This is a genomic window from Acinetobacter sp. ANC 4654, assembly GCF_002135425.1.
Classification (GTDB): Bacteria; Pseudomonadota; Gammaproteobacteria; order Pseudomonadales; family Moraxellaceae; genus Acinetobacter; species Acinetobacter kyonggiensis.
The window spans coordinates 37,196-56,548 of the sequence record NZ_NEGL01000002.1 but is presented as its reverse complement, the minus strand read 5'-3'; the positions used below and the strand labels follow the sequence as shown (position 1 = coordinate 56,548).

Sequence of the window (19,353 nt, the reverse complement as noted above, 5' to 3'; positions counted from 1 at the left end):
TCCCTATTTTATTTTCTTGTGTTTAGGTTGTTCGAGTTGTTGTGTATTCAGTTGTTTTAGCGCATTTTCTATATCTTGAATTAAATCGGTTGGATGTTCTAGCCCTATACAAAAACGAACCAATAATCCTTGTTGTAAATGTGTATGTTGTAGTTCACGCATCTCTTTTAAGTTATACAGCATGACTAAACTAACAGGGCCACCCCAGCTAAAGCCGAGTTTAAAAAGATTCAAGCTGTCGCAAAACTTTCGAATGGCAGTTAAATCATATTTAGTTTTAAAAATCACGCTGACTAAACCTGCGCTATGTCCCTCTTGACACACTTCCTTCCAGTAGTGATGCCCAGCAGAGGATGCATCGGCAGGATGCAGGACTTGTACAAATTCATCTTGTTGTTTCAGCCAATCAAGCAGTTTTAAAGTGCTTTGTGATTGATGTTCATAACGAAGTCGCATAGACGCTAAGCTGCGCTGAACTTGTGCGGCATCATCCCCTGAAATGGCAATGCCTTGAATGGCATGCATACGGAACAGTTGGTGATGCAGCTTTTGATCACGTGTCACCACGGAACCCATTAAAATATCACCACCGCCGCTAGGGTATTTGGTCAGCGCATGTACAGTAATATCGACACTTAAATGTTCATCAGCAAAATTAAAGGCATTAAAGGCAAGCCCCGCGCCCCAAGTGTTATCCAGCGCAGTCAAAACATTGGCTTGTTTGGCTTTATTGACCAAAGCGACCAAGTTTGGGAATTCTAAAGTGATTGAACCTGCTGCCTCTAACCAAATCAGTTTGGCTTGTGCTGAGGGTTGGAAGCTATCAACCTCTATTGGATTGTAAATTTTCACGTGGATGCCATAACGTGTTTCTAGATTGCGCAAATGTTCCATATTTGGACCATAGATGTTATCTGCAACCCAAACTTCATCTCCCTGTGCTAAAAAGCAAGCATTCACAAGGTTGATGGCAGACAAACCGCTGGGTGCCAGTAAACAAAAATTTCCACCTTCAATCTGCGCGATGTTGTCGCCTAAAGTAAAGGTTGTTGGTGTGCCATGCGTACCATAACTATAGTCATAAGCATCACTCCAGTGGCGATTAAACAGTGCATCTGTGTTTGGGAAAATAATGGTCGATGCACGAAACAGGGGAGGTTGGATGGTCGAAATGTATTGAGGGGCTTGTCGTGGTGCATGAATCAATGCAGTTTGTGGATTATTTTTCAAAGTTCTGCTCTAAGTCGTATCAAAATGAGCTTTAGCTTAAGAGAAACAGACCCATTAGGCTATATAAATGCCCAAACGTATAAAAAGGGCTACATTTTTAAAAGTTGGCTTCATTTTTGCTAAACCTCTATTAGAGCAACAACAATAGGTTTGGGCGGATGAAGTCGCATTTAAAAGTACATTATTTTCAGCATATTGCTGGTGAAGGGTTCGGTAGTTGTCATCAATTTTTAAAACAGCACCATGCTAAAATTAGTGCAACGGAATTTTTTGCGTTACCTGTCGATCGTTCCTTGGAAATAGAAGCCTTACCTCAGGTAGAAGATGTCGATTTACTCATCATTATGGGAGGGGAAATGAGCGTAAATGATGAAGTCAATTTCCCTTGGTTGAGAATAGAAAAACGCTGGTTACGACGATACTTGTCTATGGGAAAACCCGCAATCGGTTTATGTTTAGGTGGGCAGTTGATCGCCAATGCCCTAGGTGCTGCTGTGAGTCGAAGCGAAAAACAGGAATTGGGTTGGACGGGAGTGCGTAAAGTGAATTATGTGCCTGCGGAATGTTTTGAATTGCCAGCAGAGTTTAATGTGATGCAATGGCACAGTGAAACTTTTGAAATTCCAAAAGGTGCGATTCATTTGGCGGAAAATGATGTCTGTCGAAACCAAATGTACCAAATTGGCAAAAATGTCTTGGGTTTTCAGTTTCACCCTGAAATTACGCCAGAGACATTAAACTTGTTTTTAGAAAATGAGGAGGAGTTAGATCATTTTTCTGGTCAGCATGTACAAACGCAACAACAACTCAAAAAGACATCAAAAAATAATTTTATTGATGGAAATCAAATATTAAACCAAGCAATAGAGTACGTTTTGCAAAAAACAGCATGCTGATGTTTTTTTAAACAATGCTGCAAATTTGTGATTTGAAAAAGATAGGATAAAGTTGAAAAGAGATTTGCTTAAGCGTTAAACAATCGCTATAATGAGCGACCCTTTAATAAAAGGGGTTAACTACGAATAAAGTAGTTAATATCGTGACAGTCGTGGCATCGATCATGACCTTAGTGATTTTCACTGCCTTTGACACTTACCACTAGGTGAGATGCGTCAGAGGTGATTCTTTATATATTTGGCTTGGAGTTTACTGGTATGTCTAACCAGAGAATCCGTATCCGTTTGAAGTCTTTTGATCATCGTCTGATTGATCAATCTGCTCAAGAGATCGTAGAAACAGCAAAACGTACTGGCGCACAAGTTTGTGGTCCAATTCCGATGCCTACACGCATCGAGCGTTTTAACGTTCTAACTTCTCCGCACGTTAATAAAGACGCGCGTGATCAGTATGAAATCCGCACTTACAAGCGTTTGATCGATATCGTTCAACCAACAGACAAAACTGTTGATGCATTGATGAAATTGGATCTTGCAGCTGGTGTTGATGTTCAGATCGCATTGGGTTAAGGCTTTCGGGTTAATTGACATTTTAGGTTAATTAAGCCGCTTTTTTAGAGGTTTATGCACATGACTATTGGTTTAGTCGGTCGCAAGTGCGGTATGACACGTATCTTTACAGATGCTGGTGTTTCTGTACCTGTTACGGTGATTGAGGTTGATCCTAACCGCATCACTCAAATCAAAACGCTTGAAACTGATGGTTATCAAGCGATTCAAATCACTACTGGTGAACGTCGCGAATCTCGCGTAACTAACGCTCAAAAAGGCCATTTCGCGAAAGCGGGTGTTGCTGCTGGTCGTTTAGTTCAAGAATTCCGCGCTACAGAAGCTGATCTTGAAGGTCGTGAAGTTGGTGGTTCTCTTACCGTTGAATTGTTCACAGTGGGTCAAGTTGTTGACGTAACTGGTCAATCTAAAGGTAAAGGTTTCCAAGGTGGTGTTAAGCGTTGGAACTTCCGTACGCAAGATGCAACTCACGGTAACTCACTTTCTCACCGTTCTTTGGGTTCTACTGGTCAAAACCAGACACCTGGACGCGTGTTCAAAGGCAAAAAAATGGCTGGCCATTTGGGTGCTGAACGCGTAACTACACAGGGTCTTGAGATCATTGCTATCGACGTTGAGCGTTCAGTTCTTGTTGTTAAAGGCGCGGTTCCTGGTGCTACTGGTGGCAACGTTACTGTTCGTCCTACGATCAAGGCCTGAGGGGAAATATTGTGAATTTAAATACTGTTTCCGGCTCTGCTGTTGAATTATCTGAAGTTGCTTTCGGTCGTGAATTTAACGAAGCTCTTGTACACCAAGTTGTTACAGCTTATTTAGCTGGTGGTCGTCAAGGTTCTAAAGCTCAAAAATCACGTGGCGATGTATCTGGCGGTGGTAAAAAACCTTTCCGTCAAAAAGGTACTGGTCGTGCGCGTGCTGGTTCTATTCGTAGCCCAATCTGGGTTGGTGGTGGTAAGACTTTTGCTGCTCGTCCACAAGATTGGTCTCAAAAAGTTAACCGTAAAATGTACCGCGGTGCTATGCAATGCATCTTAGCTGAACTTGTTCGTCAAGATCGCCTAATATTGGTTGAAGAGTTTGCAGTTGCTGCTCCTAAAACTAAAGAATTGCTTGCTAAACTTAACGACTTAAATGCAGTTCGCGCATTAATCGTTACGGATTCTGTAGATGAAAATCTATATCTTGCTGCACGTAACCTTCCCCATGTAGATGTGGTTGATGCTGCTGCAATTGATCCTGTTAGCTTGATTGCGTTCGACAAAGTTGTTATGTCTGTAGCTGCTGCTAAGAAAATTGAGGTAGAACTCGGATGAACAACGAACGTATCTATCAAGTCCTACAAGGACCTGTATTCTCAGAAAAAGCTCAAGCTTTAGGTGAGGCTGCTGGTGTTCAAGTTTTTAAAGTTGCACTTGGTGCAAACAAGCTTGAAATCAAAAAAGCAGTTGAACAACTCTTTGGTGTGGAAGTTGTTAAAGTTAACACGACCATCACTAAAGGTAAGACTAAACGCTTTGGTAAAACATTAGGACGTCGTTCTGATGTTAAAAAAGCATACGTCACCCTGAAAGCTGGCCAAGATGTTGAAATGGCTGACTTGGGCGATACCGCTGAAAGCGCAGCGGAATAAGGACGAAATTTATGCCTATTCAAAAATGTAAGCCAACGTCTCCAGGACGTCGCTTTGTAGAGAAAGTCGTTCACGACCATCTTCATAAAGGCGCACCGTACTCACCGTTGGTTGAAGCTAAAAAACGTACTGGTGGTCGTAATAATAACGGTCATATTACAACTCGTCACGTTGGTGGTGGTCATAAACAAAACTACCGTCTTGTTGACTTCAAACGTAATAAAGATGGCATTCCAGCTACTGTAGAGCGTATTGAATACGATCCTAACCGTACTGCACACATTGCTTTAGTTTTGTATGCTGATGGTGAACGTCGCTATATTATTGCTCCTAAGGGCTTACGTGCTGGTGATAAAGTACAATCTGGTAACGATGCTCCAATTCGTCCAGGTAACTGCTTACCACTTCGTAACATGCCAATCGGTTCTACATTACACAACCTTGAACTTAAAATCGGTAAAGGCGCGCAATTAGCTCGTTCAGCTGGTACTTCTGTTCAGTTGTTGGGTCGTGATGGCTCTTACGCTATCGTTCGTCTACGTTCAGGCGAGATGCGTAAAATTCATGTTGAATGCCGTGCTGTATTAGGTGAAGTATCTAACGCAGAAAGCAACCTTCGTTCATTGGGTAAAGCTGGTGCTTCGCGCTGGCGTGGTATTCGTCCTACCGTTCGTGGTATGGCGATGAACCCAGTAGATCACCCACATGGTGGTGGTGAAGGGCGTAATAAAGGTATTCAACCTGTAAGCCCATGGGGTCAAAAAGCTAAGGGGTACAAAACACGTACCAATAAGCGTACGACTAAGATGATTATTCGCGACCGTCGCGTCAAGTAAAGGAATCTGACTAATGCCTCGTTCTCTGAAAAAAGGTCCATTCGTCGATGCGCACTTGTTCGCTAAGGTTGAAGCGGCTATCGCGGCTAATAACCGTAAGCCGATCAAAACTTGGTCGCGTCGTTCGATGATTCTCCCAGATTTTGTTGGTTTAACAATTTCTGTTCATAATGGTCGTAACCATGTTCCGGTAATTGTATCAGAGCATATGGTTGGTCATAAACTCGGTGAATTCGCGCCAACTCGTACCTATCGTGGTCACGGTGTTGACAAGAAATCTAAACGTTAAGGTGCTATGATGGAAGTTACTGCTAAATTACGCGGTGCCGCTATCTCGGCACAAAAAGCTCGTTTGGTTGCAGACCTGATTCGTGGCAAATCTATTGCCCACGCTTTGAACATTTTAACCTTCAGCAACAAAAAAGCTGCTGTGTTAGTGAAAAAAGCTTTGGAATCTGCAATTGCAAACGCTGAACATAATAACAGTTTAGATGTAGACGACCTTAAAGTTTCTACGATTTACGTTGATGAAGGCACTAGCCTTAAACGTATTATGCCACGTGCTAAAGGCCGTGCAGATCGTATTACTAAGCGTACTTGTCACATCACCGTTAAGGTAGGGGTTTGATATGGGTCAGAAGGTTCATCCAATCGGTATCCGCCTAGGTGTTGTGAAACGTCATAACGCTAACTGGTATGCGAGTCCGAAACAATACGCTGAATATTTGCTTAAAGATCTTCAAGTTCGTGAGTTTTTAACTAAAAAACTTAAAAATGCGATGATCAGCAAAATTCTTATCGAACGTCCTACAGGCGCTGCTAAAATTACTATTAGCACTGCTCGTCCAGGTATCGTTATCGGTAAAAAAGGCGAAGACATTGAGAAATTACAACGCGAATTAACATCTATTATGGGTGTTCCTGCGCAAGTAAGTATCAACGAAATCGATCGCCCAGATTTAGACGCTCGTCTAGTTGCTGAAGCTATCGCTTCTCAATTAGAGAAACGTGTAATGTTCCGTCGTGCTATGAAGCGTGCGGTACAGAACTCGATGCGTGCTGGTGCTAAAGGTATCAAAGTTGAAGTTTCTGGTCGTCTTGGTGGTGCAGAGATTGCTCGTACTGAGTGGTATCGTGAAGGTCGTGTACCTTTGCATACACTTCGTGCAGATATCGACTACTCTACTATGCGTGCTGAAACGACTTACGGTACGATTGGCGTTAAAGTTTGGATTTTCCGTGGTGAGATCTTAGGTGGCATGAAACAAGTCATGAACCCTGCTCCTGCTGAAGAACGTCCAGCTAAACGTGGTCGCGGTCGTGGTGAAGGTCAAGAGCGTCGTGGTCGTCGCAATGATCGTTCTGCTGAAAAAGGAGAATAATCCATGTTGCAACCTAAACGTACTAAATTCCGTAAAGTGCAAAAAGGCCGTAACACTGGTCTAGCGCATCGCGGTAGCACTGTATCTTTTGGTACTATTGCACTTAAATCTATCGAGCGTGGTCAAATGACTGCTCGTCAAATTGAAGCTGCGCGTCGTACAATTAGCCGTCGTGTAAAACGTGGTGGTAAGATCTTTATCCGTGTTTTCCCAGACAAACCAATTACTGAAAAACCATTAGAAGTTCGTATGGGTAAAGGTAAAGGTTCTGTGGAATACTGGGTTTGTCAAATCAAACCAGGTAAGATCTTGTACGAAATGGATGGTGTAAGCGAAGAATTAGCGCGTGAAGCATTTACGCTTGCTGCTGCGAAGCTTCCGTTTAAAACCACTATCGTGACTCGGACGGTAATGTAATGAAAACTAAAGATCTACGTGAAAAATCGGTAGAAGAGTTGACAGCTTTGCTTGATGAGCAACAGCTTAACCAATTCCGTCTTCGTATGGCTAAAGCAACTGGTCAGTTGGGTAAATCGCATGAAGTTGCGCTTACTCGTAAGACTATTGCTCGTATTAAGACACTCCTTACCGAAAAACAGGGGAACGGACAATGAGTGAACAAACAGTTCGCACGTTAACCGGCAAAGTTGTAAGCGACAAAATGGACAAGTCTATTGTTGTGCTTATTGAACGCCGAGTTCAACACCCGTTGTATGGCAAATCAATCCGCCGTTCAACTAAATTACACGCTCATGATGAGAACAATGTTGCTAAAACTGGCGACGTAGTGACCATTAAAGAAAGCCGCCCAATTTCTAAAACTAAAGCTTGGGCTTTAGTGGAAGTTATTGAAGCTGCTGCTGAGTAATTAGACGTTCTTGTTGCATCATCGGTTAATTTCGAGTACTCTTTGAGCCTTTCGAAATTGTGACCGGTGATGCTCGGTTTTGGAGTAGGGCAATGATTCAAACCGAAAGTATGCTCGACGTAGCAGACAACAGTGGTGCTCGCCGTGTACAATGTATTAAAGTACTAGGTGGTTCACACCGTCGTTATGCTTCTGTTGGCGACATTATTAAAGTTACTGTAAAAGAAGCTATTCCTCGTGGCCGTGTTAAAAAAGGCGACGTGATGAATGCTGTAGTTGTACGTACAAAATTTGGTGTGCGTCGTCCGGATGGTTCAATCATTCGTTTTGATGACAATGCTGCTGTAATTTTGAACAACAACAAAGCGCCGATTGCAACTCGTATTTTCGGACCAGTGACTCGTGAACTTCGTACTGAACAGTTCATGAAAATCATTTCATTGGCTCCTGAAGTTCTATAAGAGGCACTCATGGCTAAGATTAAAAAAGGCGATCAAATTATTGTGATCGCAGGTAAAGAAAAAGGCAAACAGGGAACTGTCTTGTCTGTTTCAAATGATCGCGTTAAGGTTGAAGGCCTTAACTTGGTGAAGAAGCATCAAAAGCCGAACCGAGCTACTGGCGCTGAAGGCAGCATCGTAACTCAAGAAGCTACGCTTCATATCTCAAACGTGGCAATTTTTAATGCTACAACCCAAAAGGCTGACCGTGTTGGTTACCAAGTGACTGAAGGCGTGAAAACTCGCGTATTCAAATCAACTGGTGAATCAGTGGCGGTAGCGAAGTAATAGGTTGATATAGGCCATGGCCAGACTTAAAACACGTTACAACGAAGAACTTAAAGCTCAATTATTAGAACAATTGGGCGTTAAGAATGTGATGGAAATTCCTCGCATTACTAAAATCACCATTAATATGGGTGTTGGTGCAGCTTCAGCTGACAAGAAATTGTTAGATGGTGCATTATCAGACATGCAAGCAATTGCTGGTCAAAAACCCGTTCTTACATTAGCACGTAAATCAATCGCGGGTTTTAAAATCCGTGATGGTTGGCCAATTGGTTGTAAAGTTACTTTACGCGGCGAACGTATGTACGAATTCTTAGACCGTTTGATCTCTATTGCGATCCCTCGTATTCGTGACTTCCGCGGTTTTTCTGCGAAATCATTTGATGGTCGTGGTAACTATTCGATGGGTCTCAAGGAACAAATTATGTTCCCTGAAATCGATTTCGATAAGATTGATCGTATTCGTGGTATGGATATTACCGTTACTACGACTGCTCGCACCGATGACGAAGGCCGTGCGCTTATGCGTGCATTCGGCTTCCCGTTCAAATAAGAGGTCGATATGGCTAAGAAAGGTATGATTAATCGCGAATTGAAACGCGAAGCTACTGTTGCTAAATTTGCTGCAAAGCGTGCTGAATTAAAAGCAATCATTGCAAATGTAAATGCAAGCGAAGAAGAACGTTTCGAAGCGATGATGAAATTTCAAGCATTACCACGTAATGCGTCTCCAGTACGTCTTCGTAACCGTTGCGGTTTAACTGGTCGTCCTCATGGTTACTTCCGTAAGTTTGGCTTAAGCCGTAACAAATTACGTGAAACAGTAATGCAAGGTGATGTACCGGGCGTTGTTAAGGCAAGCTGGTAAGGAGCGACTATAAATGAGTATGCAAGATACCGTTGCCGACATGCTAACACGTGTTCGTAACGCACAAATGGCTAAGAAACAAACTGTTTCTATGCCTAACTCGAAGTTGAAAGTAGCTATCGCTAGCGTACTTCAATCTGAAGGTTATATTTCAAACGTAGAAGTTGCGGATGCTGAAGGCAAACCAACTTTAACAATTACGTTAAAATATTTTGAAGGCAAACCAGTTATCGAAACTGTGAAACGCGTAAGCCGTCCAGGTTTACGTCAGTATCGCGGTAAAGATGCACTTCCTAGCGTTAAGCAAGGTTTAGGTATTGCAATTGTTTCTACAAGCAAAGGCATCATGACTGATCGCGCTGCACGTGCTGCGGGCATCGGTGGTGAAGTTATTGCTTTTGTTTCTTAATAGGTGATTCCTCATGTCTCGTGTGGCTAAAGCCCCAGTAACTGTGCCTAACGGTGTAACAGTTACTCAGAACGGCCGGCAGGTCGAAGTGAAAGGCACAAAAGGTACTTTGTCTTTCAACCTGCATGCGCTGGTCGAGCTTAAACAGGAAGAAGGTAATCTTCAAGTTGCTCCAGTTAAAGAGTCGAAAGACGCTTGGATGCAAGCTGGTACAGCTCGCGCTGTTCTTAACAACCTTGTAAAGGGTGTTAGTGAAGGCTTCGAACGTAAGTTACAACTAATCGGTGTTGGTTATAAAGCTGCGGTTAAAGGTGATGTTGTTCACCTTAACCTTGGTTATTCACACCCTATCGATTATAAACTTCCTGAAGGTGTAACTGCTGAAACTCCAACTGCTACTGAAATCATTTTGAAATCAGCAAGCAAACATATGTTGGGTCAAGTAGCTGCAGATATCCGTTCATATCGTGAACCTGAACCTTATAAAGGTAAAGGTGTTCGTTATTCGGATGAAGTTGTTCTTCGTAAAGAAGCTAAGAAGAAATAAGGCGCGAGGTTCTTATGAACGAAAAGAAACAATCCCGTTTGCGTCGTGCGAAAAGCACACGCTTGCACATTCGTGCATTGGGTGCGACTCGCTTGTGTGTAAACCGCACTCCGCGTCACATCTATGCGCAAGTTATTTCAGCAGATGGTGGCAAAGTTTTAGCGCAAGCTTCAACTTTAGATGCTACTTTACGTGCTGGCACAACTGGTAACGTTGAAGCAGCTCAAAAAGTAGGTGCTTTAATCGCAGAGCGTGCTAAAGCAGCTGGTGTAACTAAAGTTGCATTTGACCGTTCTGGTTTTAAATATCATGGTCGTATCAAAGCCTTGGCTGATGCTGCTCGTGAAAACGGCTTGGAGTTCTAATCATGGCTAAAGTTGAACAAAACGAAGGTCTTGTTGAAAAGCTGGTTGCCGTTGATCGTGTAGCCAAAGTTGTTAAGGGTGGTCGTATCTTCTCTTTCACAGCATTAACTGTTGTGGGTGATGGTAATGGTCGCGTAGGTTTTGGTCGTGGTAAAGCACGTGAAGTTCCAGCTGCTATTTCTAAAGCACTTGAAGCTGCACGTCGCAACATGATTACTGTTGATCTTGTTAACGGTACTGTACAACATCCTATTAATGCTCGTCACGGTGCAAGCCGCGTTTACATGCAACCTGCTTCTGAAGGTACTGGTGTAATTGCTGGTGGTGCTATGCGTGCAGTTCTAGAAGCTGTTGGCGTACATAACGTATTGACAAAATGCTATGGTTCTACAAATGCTGCTAACGTAGTTAACGCAACTTTCAAAGGTTTGCGTGATATGACTTCTCCTGAGAAAGTCGCTGCGAAACGTGGTCTTACTGTTGAACAAATTCAAGGGTAATCAATCATGAAAACGATTAAAGTTACCCAGACTAAATCTTCATCGCATCGCTTGAAAAATCACAAGCTTAGCCTTCAAGGTTTAGGTCTGCGTCGTATTGGTCATACTGTAGAAGTGCAAGATACGCCTTCTAACCGCGGTATGATCAACCAAGTCTACTATATGGTTAGTGTAGAGGAATAAGCCATGACTCTGCGTTTAAATACTATTGCACCTGCAGAAGGTGCTAAGCGTGACAACCTTCGTCTAGGCCGTGGTATCGGTTCTGGCGTTGGTAAGACCGGTGGCCGTGGTGTCAAAGGTCAGAATTCACGTAAGAGCGGTGGTACACGTCCAGGATTTGAAGGTGGTCAAACTGCGTTATATCGTCGTTTGCCTAAATTCGGTTTTACTAGCCAACTCGCTTTAAAAACTGCTGAAGTACGTTTATCTGAGCTTGCTAAAGTTGAAGGTGATATTATTTCACTTGAAACTTTAAAAGCAGCGAATGTTGTACGTAAAGATATGACTCGTGCTCGTATCGTACTTTCTGGTGATATTACTCGTGCATTCACTATTCAAGGTGTTGCATTGACTAAAGGCGCTAAAGCTGCTGTTGAAGCTGCTGGCGGCAAAGTCGAGGAGTAATCGCTAGTGTCTATGTCTCCTAGTTCTTCAGGTCATGTGAACATGATGAAAGGTCAACCGTTTCATGTGAAATATCGTGAAATTATTCGCCGAATGATGTTTCTTATCGGTGCATTGATGGTCTTTCGACTAGGAGCACATATTCCAGTACCAGGCATTAATAGTGCTGCACTTGAAAATCTTTTTAATGCAAACCAAGGTACGATCCTTGGTTTGTTTAACATGTTTTCAGGTGGTGCATTAGAGCGGATGTCAATTCTTGCTTTAGGGATCATGCCATACATTTCTGCCTCAATTATTGTGCAGTTAATGTCTACGGTTGTTCCTTCGCTGGAAGCTTTAAAAAAAGAAGGCGAACAAGGTAAGCGTAAGATTAATCAATATACGCGACAGGGAACACTGTTTCTTGCACTTGTGCAGTCTGTAGGGATGTGTGCTGGGCTTATTAGTCAGGGTATTACCTTGACAGAAGGTTTGGCTTTTTATATCCCTGCTGTGACTTCGTTAGTTGCAGGTACAATGTTCTTAATGTGGTTAGGTGAGCAAATTACTGAACGCGGAGTAGGGAATGGTATATCCATGATCATCTTTGCAGGTATTGTTGCAGGATTGCCAAATTTAATTATGCAATCTTTCTCATCCGTAGATAATGGTCAAACAAGCCTGATTGGTTTGGTTATTTTTGGTCTGTTGTCTATAGGTGTTTTAGCAGCTATTGTGTTTATTGAAAAAGCACAACGTCGTATACCAGTCAATTACGCTCAAAAACAACAAGGTCGTCGTGTGTTTACTGCACAGCAGACACATTTGCCATTAAAAATTAATATGGCAGGTGTTATCCCAGCAATTTTTGCAAGTTCATTGCTTTTGTTCCCTGCGAGCTTAGGGCAATGGGTGGGTAGTGCTGATCCTAGTGCAAATATTATCAAACGTAGCCTACAAGATTTGGCACTCGTATTGTCGCCTGGACAGCCGTTGTATTTGGTGCTCTTTGGTGCGTTAATTATCTTTTTCTGTTACTTCTATACGGCGCTAGTGTTTAGCCCGAAAGAAGTTTCAGAGAACTTGAAACGCAGCGGAGCTTATGTGCCTGGTATTCGTCCAGGTGAGCAAACTGCTCGTTACTTAGATCATATTCTCAATCGTTTGACCTTTATTGGCGCGATTTATATCACAGTGATTTGTTTAATGCCGATGGTATTACAGAGCTCATTTGGTATTCCATTCTCTTTGGGTGGTACCTCTTTGCTCATCGTTGTGGTGGTCGTGATGGACTTTATGGCTCAGCTTCAAGCACATCTCACCTCGCACCAGTATGATAATCAAACGTTAATGAGAAAAACGACTGCTCATCCTAAGGGATAAGCGCACTTGAGGTTTCATCATGAAAGTACAAGCTTCTGTAAAAAAAATTTGTGGTAGCTGTAAAGTTATCCGTCGTAATGGGGTTATCCGCGTGATTTGTAGCGCTGAACCTCGTCATAAGCAGCGTCAAGGTTAATCTAATCAAGACCTGTTGATTTCAGTAGGTGAATTGGGTTAATATCCGCCCCTCAAGGTTTTTGTCGGGCGGTTGATTATCTCTACTGCCTTTTTGGAGAAAGTGAATGGCTCGTATTGCCGGTGTAAACATTCCGGATAACAAGCATGCTGTTATCTCCCTCACGTATATCTTTGGTATCGGTCGCCATACTGCTAAGAATATCTTAGCTGCTGTTGGTATCGCTACGACTACTAAGATCCGTGAATTGGATGATGCTCAACTTGATGCGATTCGTGCAGAAATTACTAAGGTTCCGACCGAAGGTGATTTACGTCGCGAAATTTCCATGAACATTAAACGTTTAATGGATTTAGGCTGCTATCGTGGTCTTCGTCATCGTCGCAGCTTGCCTGTCCGTGGACAACGCACCAAAACTAACGCACGTACCCGTAAAGGTCCGCGCAAACCTATTAAGAAATAAGATTTCTGGAAGCTAAAAGATGGCTAAAGATACTCGCGCACGCAAGAAGGTCACCCGTACCGTCTCTGAAGGTGTTGCACACATTCACGCTTCTTTTAATAACACCATTGTGACTATTACCGATCGTCAAGGTAATGCACTGGCTTGGGCTACCTCTGGTGGACAAGGCTTCCGTGGATCACGTAAATCAACTCCGTTTGCTGCTCAGGTAGCTGCTGAAGTTGCTGGTAAAGCTGCTTTAGACTACGGTTTGAAAAACTTGGACGTCCTTGTAAAAGGTCCTGGTCCTGGTCGTGAATCTGCGGTTCGTGCTTTAGGTGCAGTGGGTTATAAAATTAACAGCATTACCGATGTGACGCCAATCCCGCACAACGGTTGCCGTCCACCTAAAAAACGTCGCGTTTAAGGAGAAACATTCATGGCTCGTTATATTGGTCCAAAATGCAAACTCTCTCGCCGCGAAGGGACAGACCTGCAACTTAAATCAGGCGTTAAACCGTTTGACGTTAAGACAAAAAAACATGCAAAAGCTCCTGGCCAACATGGTGGAGCGCGTGGTAGTAAACAATCTGAGTACTCACTACAATTACGTGAAAAACAAAAAGTACGTCGTATGTACGGTGTGTTAGAACGTCAATTTAGTAACTACTATAAAGAAGCTGCTCGTGTTAAAGGCGCAACAGGTGAAAACTTGTTGAAATTGCTTGAAAGCCGCCTTGATAACGTAGTTTATCGCATGGGTTTTGGTTCTACACGTGCAGAAGCTCGTCAGCTTGTATCTCACCGTAGCATTACTTTGAATGGTCGTCGTGTTAACATTGCGTCTATCCAAGTTAAAGCGGGTGATGTAATTGCGGTTCACGAAGGTGCTAAACAACAATTGCGTATTAAAGGCGCGATTGAATTGGCTACTCAACGTGGCCTCCCTTCTTGGATGGAAATTGACCATTCTAAATTGGAAGGTACGTTTAAAGCTGCACCGGATCGTTCTGATTTACCTGCTGAAATCAACGAAAGCTTGATTGTAGAATTGTATTCTAAATAATCCTTGAGGTAGCAATAATGACGCGTACTGCAAATGAGTTTCTAACTCCGCAAGCGATTAAGGTCGAAGCGGCTAGCGGGACCTCGGCAAAAGTGATTCTAGAACCATTAGAGCGTGGCTTTGGTCATACTCTGGGTAATGCTTTACGTCGTATCCTTCTTTCTTCTTTACCTGGCGCTGCTGTGGTTGAAGTTGAAATTGAAGGGGTCGAGCATGAGTACAGTACCTTAGAAGGCTTGCAGCAGGACATCGTCGAGCTCTTGCTGAACCTAAAAGGATTGTCGATTAAGCTGTTCGATCAAAACGAAGCATATTTAACATTAGAAAAACAAGGTCCTGGCGATGTAACTGCTGCTGATCTTCGTTTACCTCATAATGTTGAAGTGGTAAACCCTGAGCATTTGATTGGCACTTTAAGTGCTTCAGGCTCATTAAAAATGCGCCTGAAAGTTTCTCAAGGCCGTGGTTATGAGACTTCTGACTCACGTTTCCCAGAAGGCGAAACTCGCCCAGTGGGTCGTTTACAGTTAGATGCTTCTTATAGCCCGATCAAACGTGTTTCTTACACCGTTGAAAATGCGCGTGTTGAACAACGTACTGACCTTGATAAATTGATCATTGATCTTGAAACCAACGGTACAGTTGATCCAGAAGAAGCAATCCGCAAAGCGGCAACAATTTTGCAACAACAAATTGCAATTTTTGTTGATCTTCAGAAAGATCAAGCTCCTGTTGCTCAAGAACCTCGCGAAGAAGTGGATCCAATCTTGCTTCGTCCAGTAGATGATCTAGAGCTTACTGTTCGTTCTGCTAACTGTTTGAAAGCAGAAAATATTTACTACATCGGTGACTTGGTTCAACGTACTGAAGTTGAGTTGTTAAAAACTCCTAACTTAGGTAAAAAATCGTTAACTGAAATCAAAGATGTTCTGGCTTCAAAAGGCTTACAACTCGGCATGCGTTTAGAGAACTGGCCACCAGCTAGTTTACGTATGGACGATCGTTTTGCCTATCGTAGCCGTTAATTAAGTAGGACTATCACCATGCGTCATCGTAATAGTGGTGTGAAATTAGGCCGTACAAGCAGTCATCGTAAAGCGATGTTCCAAAACATGGCTAACTCTTTGTTTGAGCACGAGTTGATTAAAACAACTGTGCCTAAAGCGAAAGAGTTACGTCGTGTAGCTGAGCCTTTAATCACTTTAGCTAAAAACGATACTGTTGCAAACCGTCGTTTAGCGTTTGCTCGTACTCGTTCAGCAGTAACTGTTGGTAAATTATTTACCGTTCTTGGCCCTCGTTACAAAGAACGTAATGGCGGTTATCTACGTGTTCTTAAAGCGGGCTTCCGTGCAGGTGATGCTGCGCCGATGGCTTACGTTGAGCTAGTAGATCGCGAAGTTAAATAATTTCGCCAGAAGAACTTCAGTTGTTCGAAAAAAGACCAGTGTTTCACTGGTCTTTTTTTATGTCTGCTTGTTAGACAATTTATCATTTTGTCCTGAAGTGATATGTTTTTTGTCCGAATTGTTTAAACTTGACATTGAGTATTGTCAGATTTGTGGTTTAATAAAATAAAGTTTAAATCAGGCTATAAAAACAACATGGAAAAGCATATTGATATTTTGATTGTCGGTGCAGGTATTTCAGGTATTGGGCTGGCTGTACATCTTTCGAAGCATTGTTCACAACGTCAATTTGATATTATCGAACGTCGTGAAAGTTTTGGTGGGACTTGGGATTTCTTTAAATATCCGGGTATTCGTTCTGATTCTGATATGTCGACTTTTGGCTTTAATTTTAAACCTTGGCAAAAAGCCAATGTTCTTGCCGATGGGGCTTCAATTAAAGGTTATCTTTCAGAAGTATTGGATGAATATAAACTAAAAGATAAAATCCATTTTCAACATCGTGTACTGGCGGCAAATTATGATTCAATGCAAAAAAAATGGCGTGTTGAAATTGAAGATTCACATCAGAAAAAACAGACTTGGATTGCAAATTTTGTTCTAGGTTGTACTGGATATTATAACTATGATCAGGGTTTTCAACCGAATTTTCCAAATCAACAAGCATTTAAAGGGCAATTGATTCATCCGCAATTTTGGCCTGATCATTTAGAGTATGCAGGTAAAAAAGTGGTGATTATTGGTAGTGGTGCAACTGCGATTACTTTGGTTCCAGCTTTGGCGAAGGGCGGTGCAGAACATGTCACTATGCTGCAACGTTCACCGACCTATATTGCTTCAGTACCATCTATTGATTTTATTTATGACAAGATGCGCAAAGTATTGCCCGAAGATCTCGCTTATAAACTCACCCGCGCACGTAATATTGGTATGCAACGTGGCATTTATGCACTTGCACAGAAACAACCTAAGTTATTACGTAAATTGCTGCTGAAATCGATTGAAATGCAACTGAAGGGTAAAGTCGATATGAAACACTTTACTCCTGCATATAATCCATGGGATCAACGCCTTTGTGTGGTGCCAGATGGTGATTTATTTAAAATTTTACGCTCAGGTAAAGCCAGTATTGAAACAGATCAAATTGAGCAGTTTACTGAAAAGGGTATTCAGTTGAAATCTGGTCAACATCTGGATGCAGACATTATTGTCTCTGCGACAGGTTTAGAGATTCAAATTCTAGGGGGGATTAAAGCGACGATTGATGGTAAACCGATGGATACCTCTAAGCATATGTTATATCAAGGGATTATGGTAAGTGATGTGCCGAATATGGCGATGATCATTGGTTATATTAATGCCTCTTGGACGCTTAAAGTGGATATCGCTGCTGAATATATTTGTCGTATGATCAATTATATGGATAAAAATGGCTATGATGAAGTCATTGCTCAAGGCGATCAAACTGAATTGATGGAAGATACCGTGATGGGGAGTTTATCTTCGGGATATATTGCACGCGCAGTGGATGTCATGCCAAAACAAGGTAAGCATGCACCGTGGAATGTAACCAATAATTATCTAGCCGATCGTAAAGTTTTAAAAAATGCGAGGTTTGATGATGGTGTGCTTAAATTCGAGAAACGTACACGACAAGATTCGCATAAACCGAAATTAGTATCGTAAAAATTGTTTATTCTAAAAAGAGCTGCGGCTCTTTTTTTTGTTTTTAGCTTCTGCATTTAAATAATATAAAATTTTTGAAAAGTGGATGATAAGGTCAAAATAAAATGATTTAGGCCTCATTTTAATATGTTAAAAATGTAGTATTGTTCATGAACAATAGTATTAAATTGTATGGAAATTAAAGAACGATATTTAGAGCTTGAACAAGGTCAAATATTTATTAAACAATGGAAATTTGACCGTATAGATGCTTGTCAGGAATCACCCATTATTCTATTTCATGAGTCTTTAGGCTGTGTTGCGTTATGGAGAAATTTTCCAGAAAAGTTGGCTTTGCTAACTGGACGTGATGTGATTGCTTATGATCGTTTAGGTTTTGGTCATTTTCCACATTAGCAAAAACCAAGTGAAGTTTTAGCCAGTATTGAAAAGTTTTTGAAAAATATAGAATAAAAAGATGAAATACAACAAACAAATAAAAATGGGACAATGGTCCCATTTTAGGATCTACTGAGTCATTTTAGAGAGTGCGAGAAATCAGTTCTTTCATAATTTCATTGGTTCCTGCATAGATACGATTTGCACGGTTATCAATATAAGCACGGGCAATCGGATATTCCATCATATAGCCATAGCCACCATGTAATTGTAGGCACTCATCGACCACTTTAGAGAACATTTCAGAAATTTTATATTTCGCAGCAGCGGCAGCATCAATGCCAAGTTTATCTTCCAACTGTAATTCCATACAAAGGTCTAAATAGGCACGGCAAAAGTCAATTTCGGTGCGTAATTCAGCCAATTTAAAACGGGTATTTTGAAAAGCGCTAATGGGTTTGCCAAAAGCTTTACGCTCTTTGGTATATTGCACCGTATGAGCGAAAGCAGCTTCAGCCCCTGCTTGACAGATGATGGCAACCAACATGCGTTCCCATGCCAGCTCTTTCATCAGCATCATAAAACCCATACCTTCCATACCGAGTAAATTTTCTTTCGGCACACGGACATTATCAAAGAACAATTCACAGGTATCTTGTCCTTTCATGCCAATTTTATTTAACGGTTTTCCTTTGCTGAAACCTACTCGATCTGCTTCAACGATAAGCAAGGATAAATTGGCTGAACCTTTGTCACTACTGCCAGTTTTACACACCACAATGACCATATCGCATAAGTAGCCATTGGTAATGAAAATTTTAGAGCCATTAATGACATAGTCATCACCCTCTAACACAGCCGTAGTTCGAACTGCTTGCAAATCTGAACCTGTACCTGGCTCGGTCATGGCGATTGCTGTTACAGTTTCACCACTTGCCATTTTCGGTAGCCAATATTCTTTTTGTACTTCATTGCCAAAGTTATTTAAATAGTTGGCAACAATGTCTGAATGTAAGGAAAATCCCGTAGATGAATCCATCGCATAAGCTTGTTCTTCAATCAAAATCATGCTGTAAAGTCGGTCAACGCCTGAGCCACCATAGGCTTCAGGCATCGTTGCACAGAGTAATCCCATAGCACCTGCTTTATTCCATAAGTCACGATCAACATGTTGCTGTTGTTCATATTTTTCAGTGTTTGGAACTACTTCTTTTGCATAAAATTTGCGCACGGTTTCACGGAATGCTTCATGCTCTGCTGTGAATAAATGACGTGGCAACATATTGGCTATTGGTCGAATCGCACCTGACTGCATTTTTATTGTATCCATCTACAAGGTTATTGTTCTATAGAAA

The 19,353-nt window shown here is 41.9% G+C and carries 32 protein-coding genes and 1 pseudogene; 31 read left to right on the top strand and 2 right to left on the bottom strand.

Translation table 11 applies throughout. The features are described from left to right. Positions 1-3 precede the first annotated feature (3 nt). On the bottom strand, positions 4-1,230 hold the full coding sequence (locus B9T24_RS04200; RefSeq protein ID WP_086164640.1) for a PLP-dependent transferase: 1,227 nt from the start codon (positions 1,228-1,230) through the stop codon (positions 4-6). 158 nt (positions 1,231-1,388) lie between these two features. Here B9T24_RS04200 and B9T24_RS04195 point away from each other — a divergent pair, with 158 nt between their 5' ends. The 31 genes and pseudogenes from B9T24_RS04195 to B9T24_RS04045 all read left to right on the top strand — a co-directional run bounded on the left by B9T24_RS04195 (position 1,389) and on the right by B9T24_RS04045 (position 18,016). Continuing rightward, positions 1,389-2,126, top strand: coding sequence for a type 1 glutamine amidotransferase (locus tag B9T24_RS04195; RefSeq protein WP_086164639.1), 738 nt, complete (start codon positions 1,389-1,391; stop codon positions 2,124-2,126). Between the two features lie 258 nt (positions 2,127-2,384). After that, positions 2,385-2,696: a 30S ribosomal protein S10 gene (gene rpsJ / locus B9T24_RS04190; protein WP_000070912.1), complete on the top strand. Its 312-nt coding sequence runs from the start codon at positions 2,385-2,387 to the stop codon at positions 2,694-2,696. Positions 2,697-2,756: 60 nt separating this feature from the next. Then, a complete protein-coding gene (rplC, locus tag B9T24_RS04185) occupies positions 2,757-3,395 on the top strand; it encodes a 50S ribosomal protein L3 (protein ID WP_086164638.1) in 639 nt (212 codons plus the stop codon). A gap of 11 nt (positions 3,396-3,406) precedes the next feature. Further along, on the top strand, positions 3,407-4,009 hold the full coding sequence (rplD, locus tag B9T24_RS04180; RefSeq protein ID WP_086164637.1) for a 50S ribosomal protein L4: 603 nt from the start codon (positions 3,407-3,409) through the stop codon (positions 4,007-4,009). Then, positions 4,006-4,326 (top strand): 50S ribosomal protein L23, encoded by a 321-nt coding sequence (rplW, locus tag B9T24_RS04175; protein WP_004650487.1) that lies wholly within the window; start codon positions 4,006-4,008, stop codon positions 4,324-4,326. The genes rplD and rplW overlap by 4 nt, the downstream gene beginning before the upstream one ends. 11 nt (positions 4,327-4,337) lie before the next feature. After that, positions 4,338-5,162: a 50S ribosomal protein L2 gene (gene rplB / locus B9T24_RS04170; protein WP_086164636.1), complete on the top strand. Its 825-nt coding sequence runs from the start codon at positions 4,338-4,340 to the stop codon at positions 5,160-5,162. A gap of 13 nt (positions 5,163-5,175) precedes the next feature. After that, positions 5,176-5,451: a 30S ribosomal protein S19 gene (gene rpsS / locus B9T24_RS04165; RefSeq protein WP_004281508.1), complete on the top strand. Its 276-nt coding sequence runs from the start codon at positions 5,176-5,178 to the stop codon at positions 5,449-5,451. 9 nt (positions 5,452-5,460) lie between these two features. Then, positions 5,461-5,790, top strand: a complete 330-nt coding sequence (gene rplV, locus B9T24_RS04160; protein ID WP_004650485.1) for a 50S ribosomal protein L22 — start codon at positions 5,461-5,463, stop codon at positions 5,788-5,790. Position 5,791: 1 nt separating this feature from the next. Then, positions 5,792-6,608: pseudogene (gene rpsC, locus B9T24_RS04155) on the top strand (30S ribosomal protein S3). Next, positions 6,548-6,961 (top strand): 50S ribosomal protein L16, encoded by a 414-nt coding sequence (gene rplP / locus B9T24_RS04150; RefSeq protein ID WP_004650483.1) that lies wholly within the window; start codon positions 6,548-6,550, stop codon positions 6,959-6,961. The pseudogene rpsC and the gene rplP overlap by 61 nt, the downstream one beginning before the upstream one ends. Further along, entirely contained in the window at positions 6,961-7,158 is a 198-nt protein-coding gene (gene rpmC, locus B9T24_RS04145) for a 50S ribosomal protein L29 (protein WP_004650482.1), read from the top strand. The genes rplP and rpmC overlap by 1 nt, the downstream gene beginning before the upstream one ends. Continuing rightward, positions 7,155-7,412 carry a 30S ribosomal protein S17 gene (gene rpsQ / locus B9T24_RS04140; protein WP_004650481.1) on the top strand — a complete coding sequence of 86 codons (258 nt, stop codon included), beginning with the start codon at positions 7,155-7,157 and terminating at the stop codon, positions 7,410-7,412. Before rpmC ends, rpsQ begins: the two co-directional genes overlap by 4 nt. A gap of 92 nt (positions 7,413-7,504) precedes the next feature. Continuing rightward, on the top strand, positions 7,505-7,873 hold the full coding sequence (gene rplN, locus B9T24_RS04135; protein ID WP_004650480.1) for a 50S ribosomal protein L14: 369 nt from the start codon (positions 7,505-7,507) through the stop codon (positions 7,871-7,873). Positions 7,874-7,882: 9 nt separating this feature from the next. Beyond that, entirely contained in the window at positions 7,883-8,200 is a 318-nt protein-coding gene (gene rplX / locus B9T24_RS04130; protein ID WP_004650478.1) for a 50S ribosomal protein L24, read from the top strand. Positions 8,201-8,216: 16 nt separating this feature from the next. Beyond that, on the top strand, positions 8,217-8,753 hold the full coding sequence (gene rplE, locus B9T24_RS04125) for a 50S ribosomal protein L5 (RefSeq protein ID WP_004650477.1): 537 nt from the start codon (positions 8,217-8,219) through the stop codon (positions 8,751-8,753). Between the two features lie 9 nt (positions 8,754-8,762). Continuing rightward, the gene (gene rpsN / locus B9T24_RS04120) at positions 8,763-9,068 is read left to right on the top strand and encodes a 30S ribosomal protein S14 (protein ID WP_086164635.1); all 306 of its coding nucleotides are present in this window, start codon (positions 8,763-8,765) and stop codon (positions 9,066-9,068) included. Positions 9,069-9,081: 13 nt separating this feature from the next. After that, positions 9,082-9,477 (top strand): 30S ribosomal protein S8, encoded by a 396-nt coding sequence (gene rpsH, locus B9T24_RS04115; RefSeq protein WP_086164634.1) that lies wholly within the window; start codon positions 9,082-9,084, stop codon positions 9,475-9,477. A gap of 13 nt (positions 9,478-9,490) precedes the next feature. After that, complete coding sequence (rplF, locus tag B9T24_RS04110) at positions 9,491-10,024, top strand: 50S ribosomal protein L6 (RefSeq protein WP_004650474.1); 534 nt, start codon at positions 9,491-9,493, stop codon at positions 10,022-10,024. Positions 10,025-10,038: 14 nt separating this feature from the next. Next, positions 10,039-10,389, top strand: coding sequence for a 50S ribosomal protein L18 (gene rplR / locus B9T24_RS04105; RefSeq protein ID WP_004281497.1), 351 nt, complete (start codon positions 10,039-10,041; stop codon positions 10,387-10,389). A gap of 2 nt (positions 10,390-10,391) precedes the next feature. Continuing rightward, positions 10,392-10,889 (top strand): 30S ribosomal protein S5, encoded by a 498-nt coding sequence (rpsE, locus tag B9T24_RS04100; protein ID WP_086164633.1) that lies wholly within the window; start codon positions 10,392-10,394, stop codon positions 10,887-10,889. A 6-nt stretch (positions 10,890-10,895) separates the two neighbouring features. Then, positions 10,896-11,072: a 50S ribosomal protein L30 gene (rpmD, locus tag B9T24_RS04095; protein WP_034682838.1), complete on the top strand. Its 177-nt coding sequence runs from the start codon at positions 10,896-10,898 to the stop codon at positions 11,070-11,072. A 3-nt stretch (positions 11,073-11,075) separates the two neighbouring features. Next, the gene (gene rplO, locus B9T24_RS04090; protein ID WP_086164632.1) at positions 11,076-11,516 is read left to right on the top strand and encodes a 50S ribosomal protein L15; all 441 of its coding nucleotides are present in this window, start codon (positions 11,076-11,078) and stop codon (positions 11,514-11,516) included. A 45-nt stretch (positions 11,517-11,561) separates the two neighbouring features. Next, positions 11,562-12,881 carry a preprotein translocase subunit SecY gene (gene secY / locus B9T24_RS04085; RefSeq protein ID WP_171260850.1) on the top strand — a complete coding sequence of 440 codons (1,320 nt, stop codon included), beginning with the start codon at positions 11,562-11,564 and terminating at the stop codon, positions 12,879-12,881. Between the two features lie 19 nt (positions 12,882-12,900). Further along, complete coding sequence (rpmJ, locus tag B9T24_RS04080; RefSeq protein WP_000867907.1) at positions 12,901-13,017, top strand: 50S ribosomal protein L36; 117 nt, start codon at positions 12,901-12,903, stop codon at positions 13,015-13,017. Between the two features lie 106 nt (positions 13,018-13,123). Beyond that, on the top strand, positions 13,124-13,480 hold the full coding sequence (rpsM, locus tag B9T24_RS04075; protein ID WP_004650467.1) for a 30S ribosomal protein S13: 357 nt from the start codon (positions 13,124-13,126) through the stop codon (positions 13,478-13,480). 19 nt (positions 13,481-13,499) lie between these two features. Then, positions 13,500-13,886, top strand: a complete 387-nt coding sequence (gene rpsK, locus B9T24_RS04070) for a 30S ribosomal protein S11 (protein ID WP_004281491.1) — start codon at positions 13,500-13,502, stop codon at positions 13,884-13,886. A 12-nt stretch (positions 13,887-13,898) separates the two neighbouring features. Beyond that, positions 13,899-14,525, top strand: a complete 627-nt coding sequence (gene rpsD, locus B9T24_RS04065) for a 30S ribosomal protein S4 (RefSeq protein WP_086164631.1) — start codon at positions 13,899-13,901, stop codon at positions 14,523-14,525. Between the two features lie 17 nt (positions 14,526-14,542). Next, a complete protein-coding gene (locus B9T24_RS04060) occupies positions 14,543-15,550 on the top strand; it encodes a DNA-directed RNA polymerase subunit alpha (RefSeq protein WP_004650465.1) in 1,008 nt (335 codons plus the stop codon). A gap of 18 nt (positions 15,551-15,568) precedes the next feature. After that, positions 15,569-15,934, top strand: a complete 366-nt coding sequence (rplQ, locus tag B9T24_RS04055; protein ID WP_004650463.1) for a 50S ribosomal protein L17 — start codon at positions 15,569-15,571, stop codon at positions 15,932-15,934. A 195-nt stretch (positions 15,935-16,129) separates the two neighbouring features. Beyond that, a complete protein-coding gene (locus B9T24_RS04050) occupies positions 16,130-17,620 on the top strand; it encodes a flavin-containing monooxygenase (RefSeq protein WP_086164630.1) in 1,491 nt (496 codons plus the stop codon). A 171-nt stretch (positions 17,621-17,791) separates the two neighbouring features. Next, positions 17,792-18,016: an alpha/beta fold hydrolase gene (locus B9T24_RS04045; protein ID WP_086164629.1), complete on the top strand. Its 225-nt coding sequence runs from the start codon at positions 17,792-17,794 to the stop codon at positions 18,014-18,016. A gap of 124 nt (positions 18,017-18,140) precedes the next feature. Here the strand turns inward: B9T24_RS04045 and B9T24_RS04040 are convergent, their stop codons facing one another. Continuing rightward, positions 18,141-19,313 carry an acyl-CoA dehydrogenase family protein gene (locus tag B9T24_RS04040; RefSeq protein ID WP_086164628.1) on the bottom strand — a complete coding sequence of 391 codons (1,173 nt, stop codon included), beginning with the start codon at positions 19,311-19,313 and terminating at the stop codon, positions 18,141-18,143. Between the last annotated feature and the right edge of the window lie 40 nt (positions 19,314-19,353).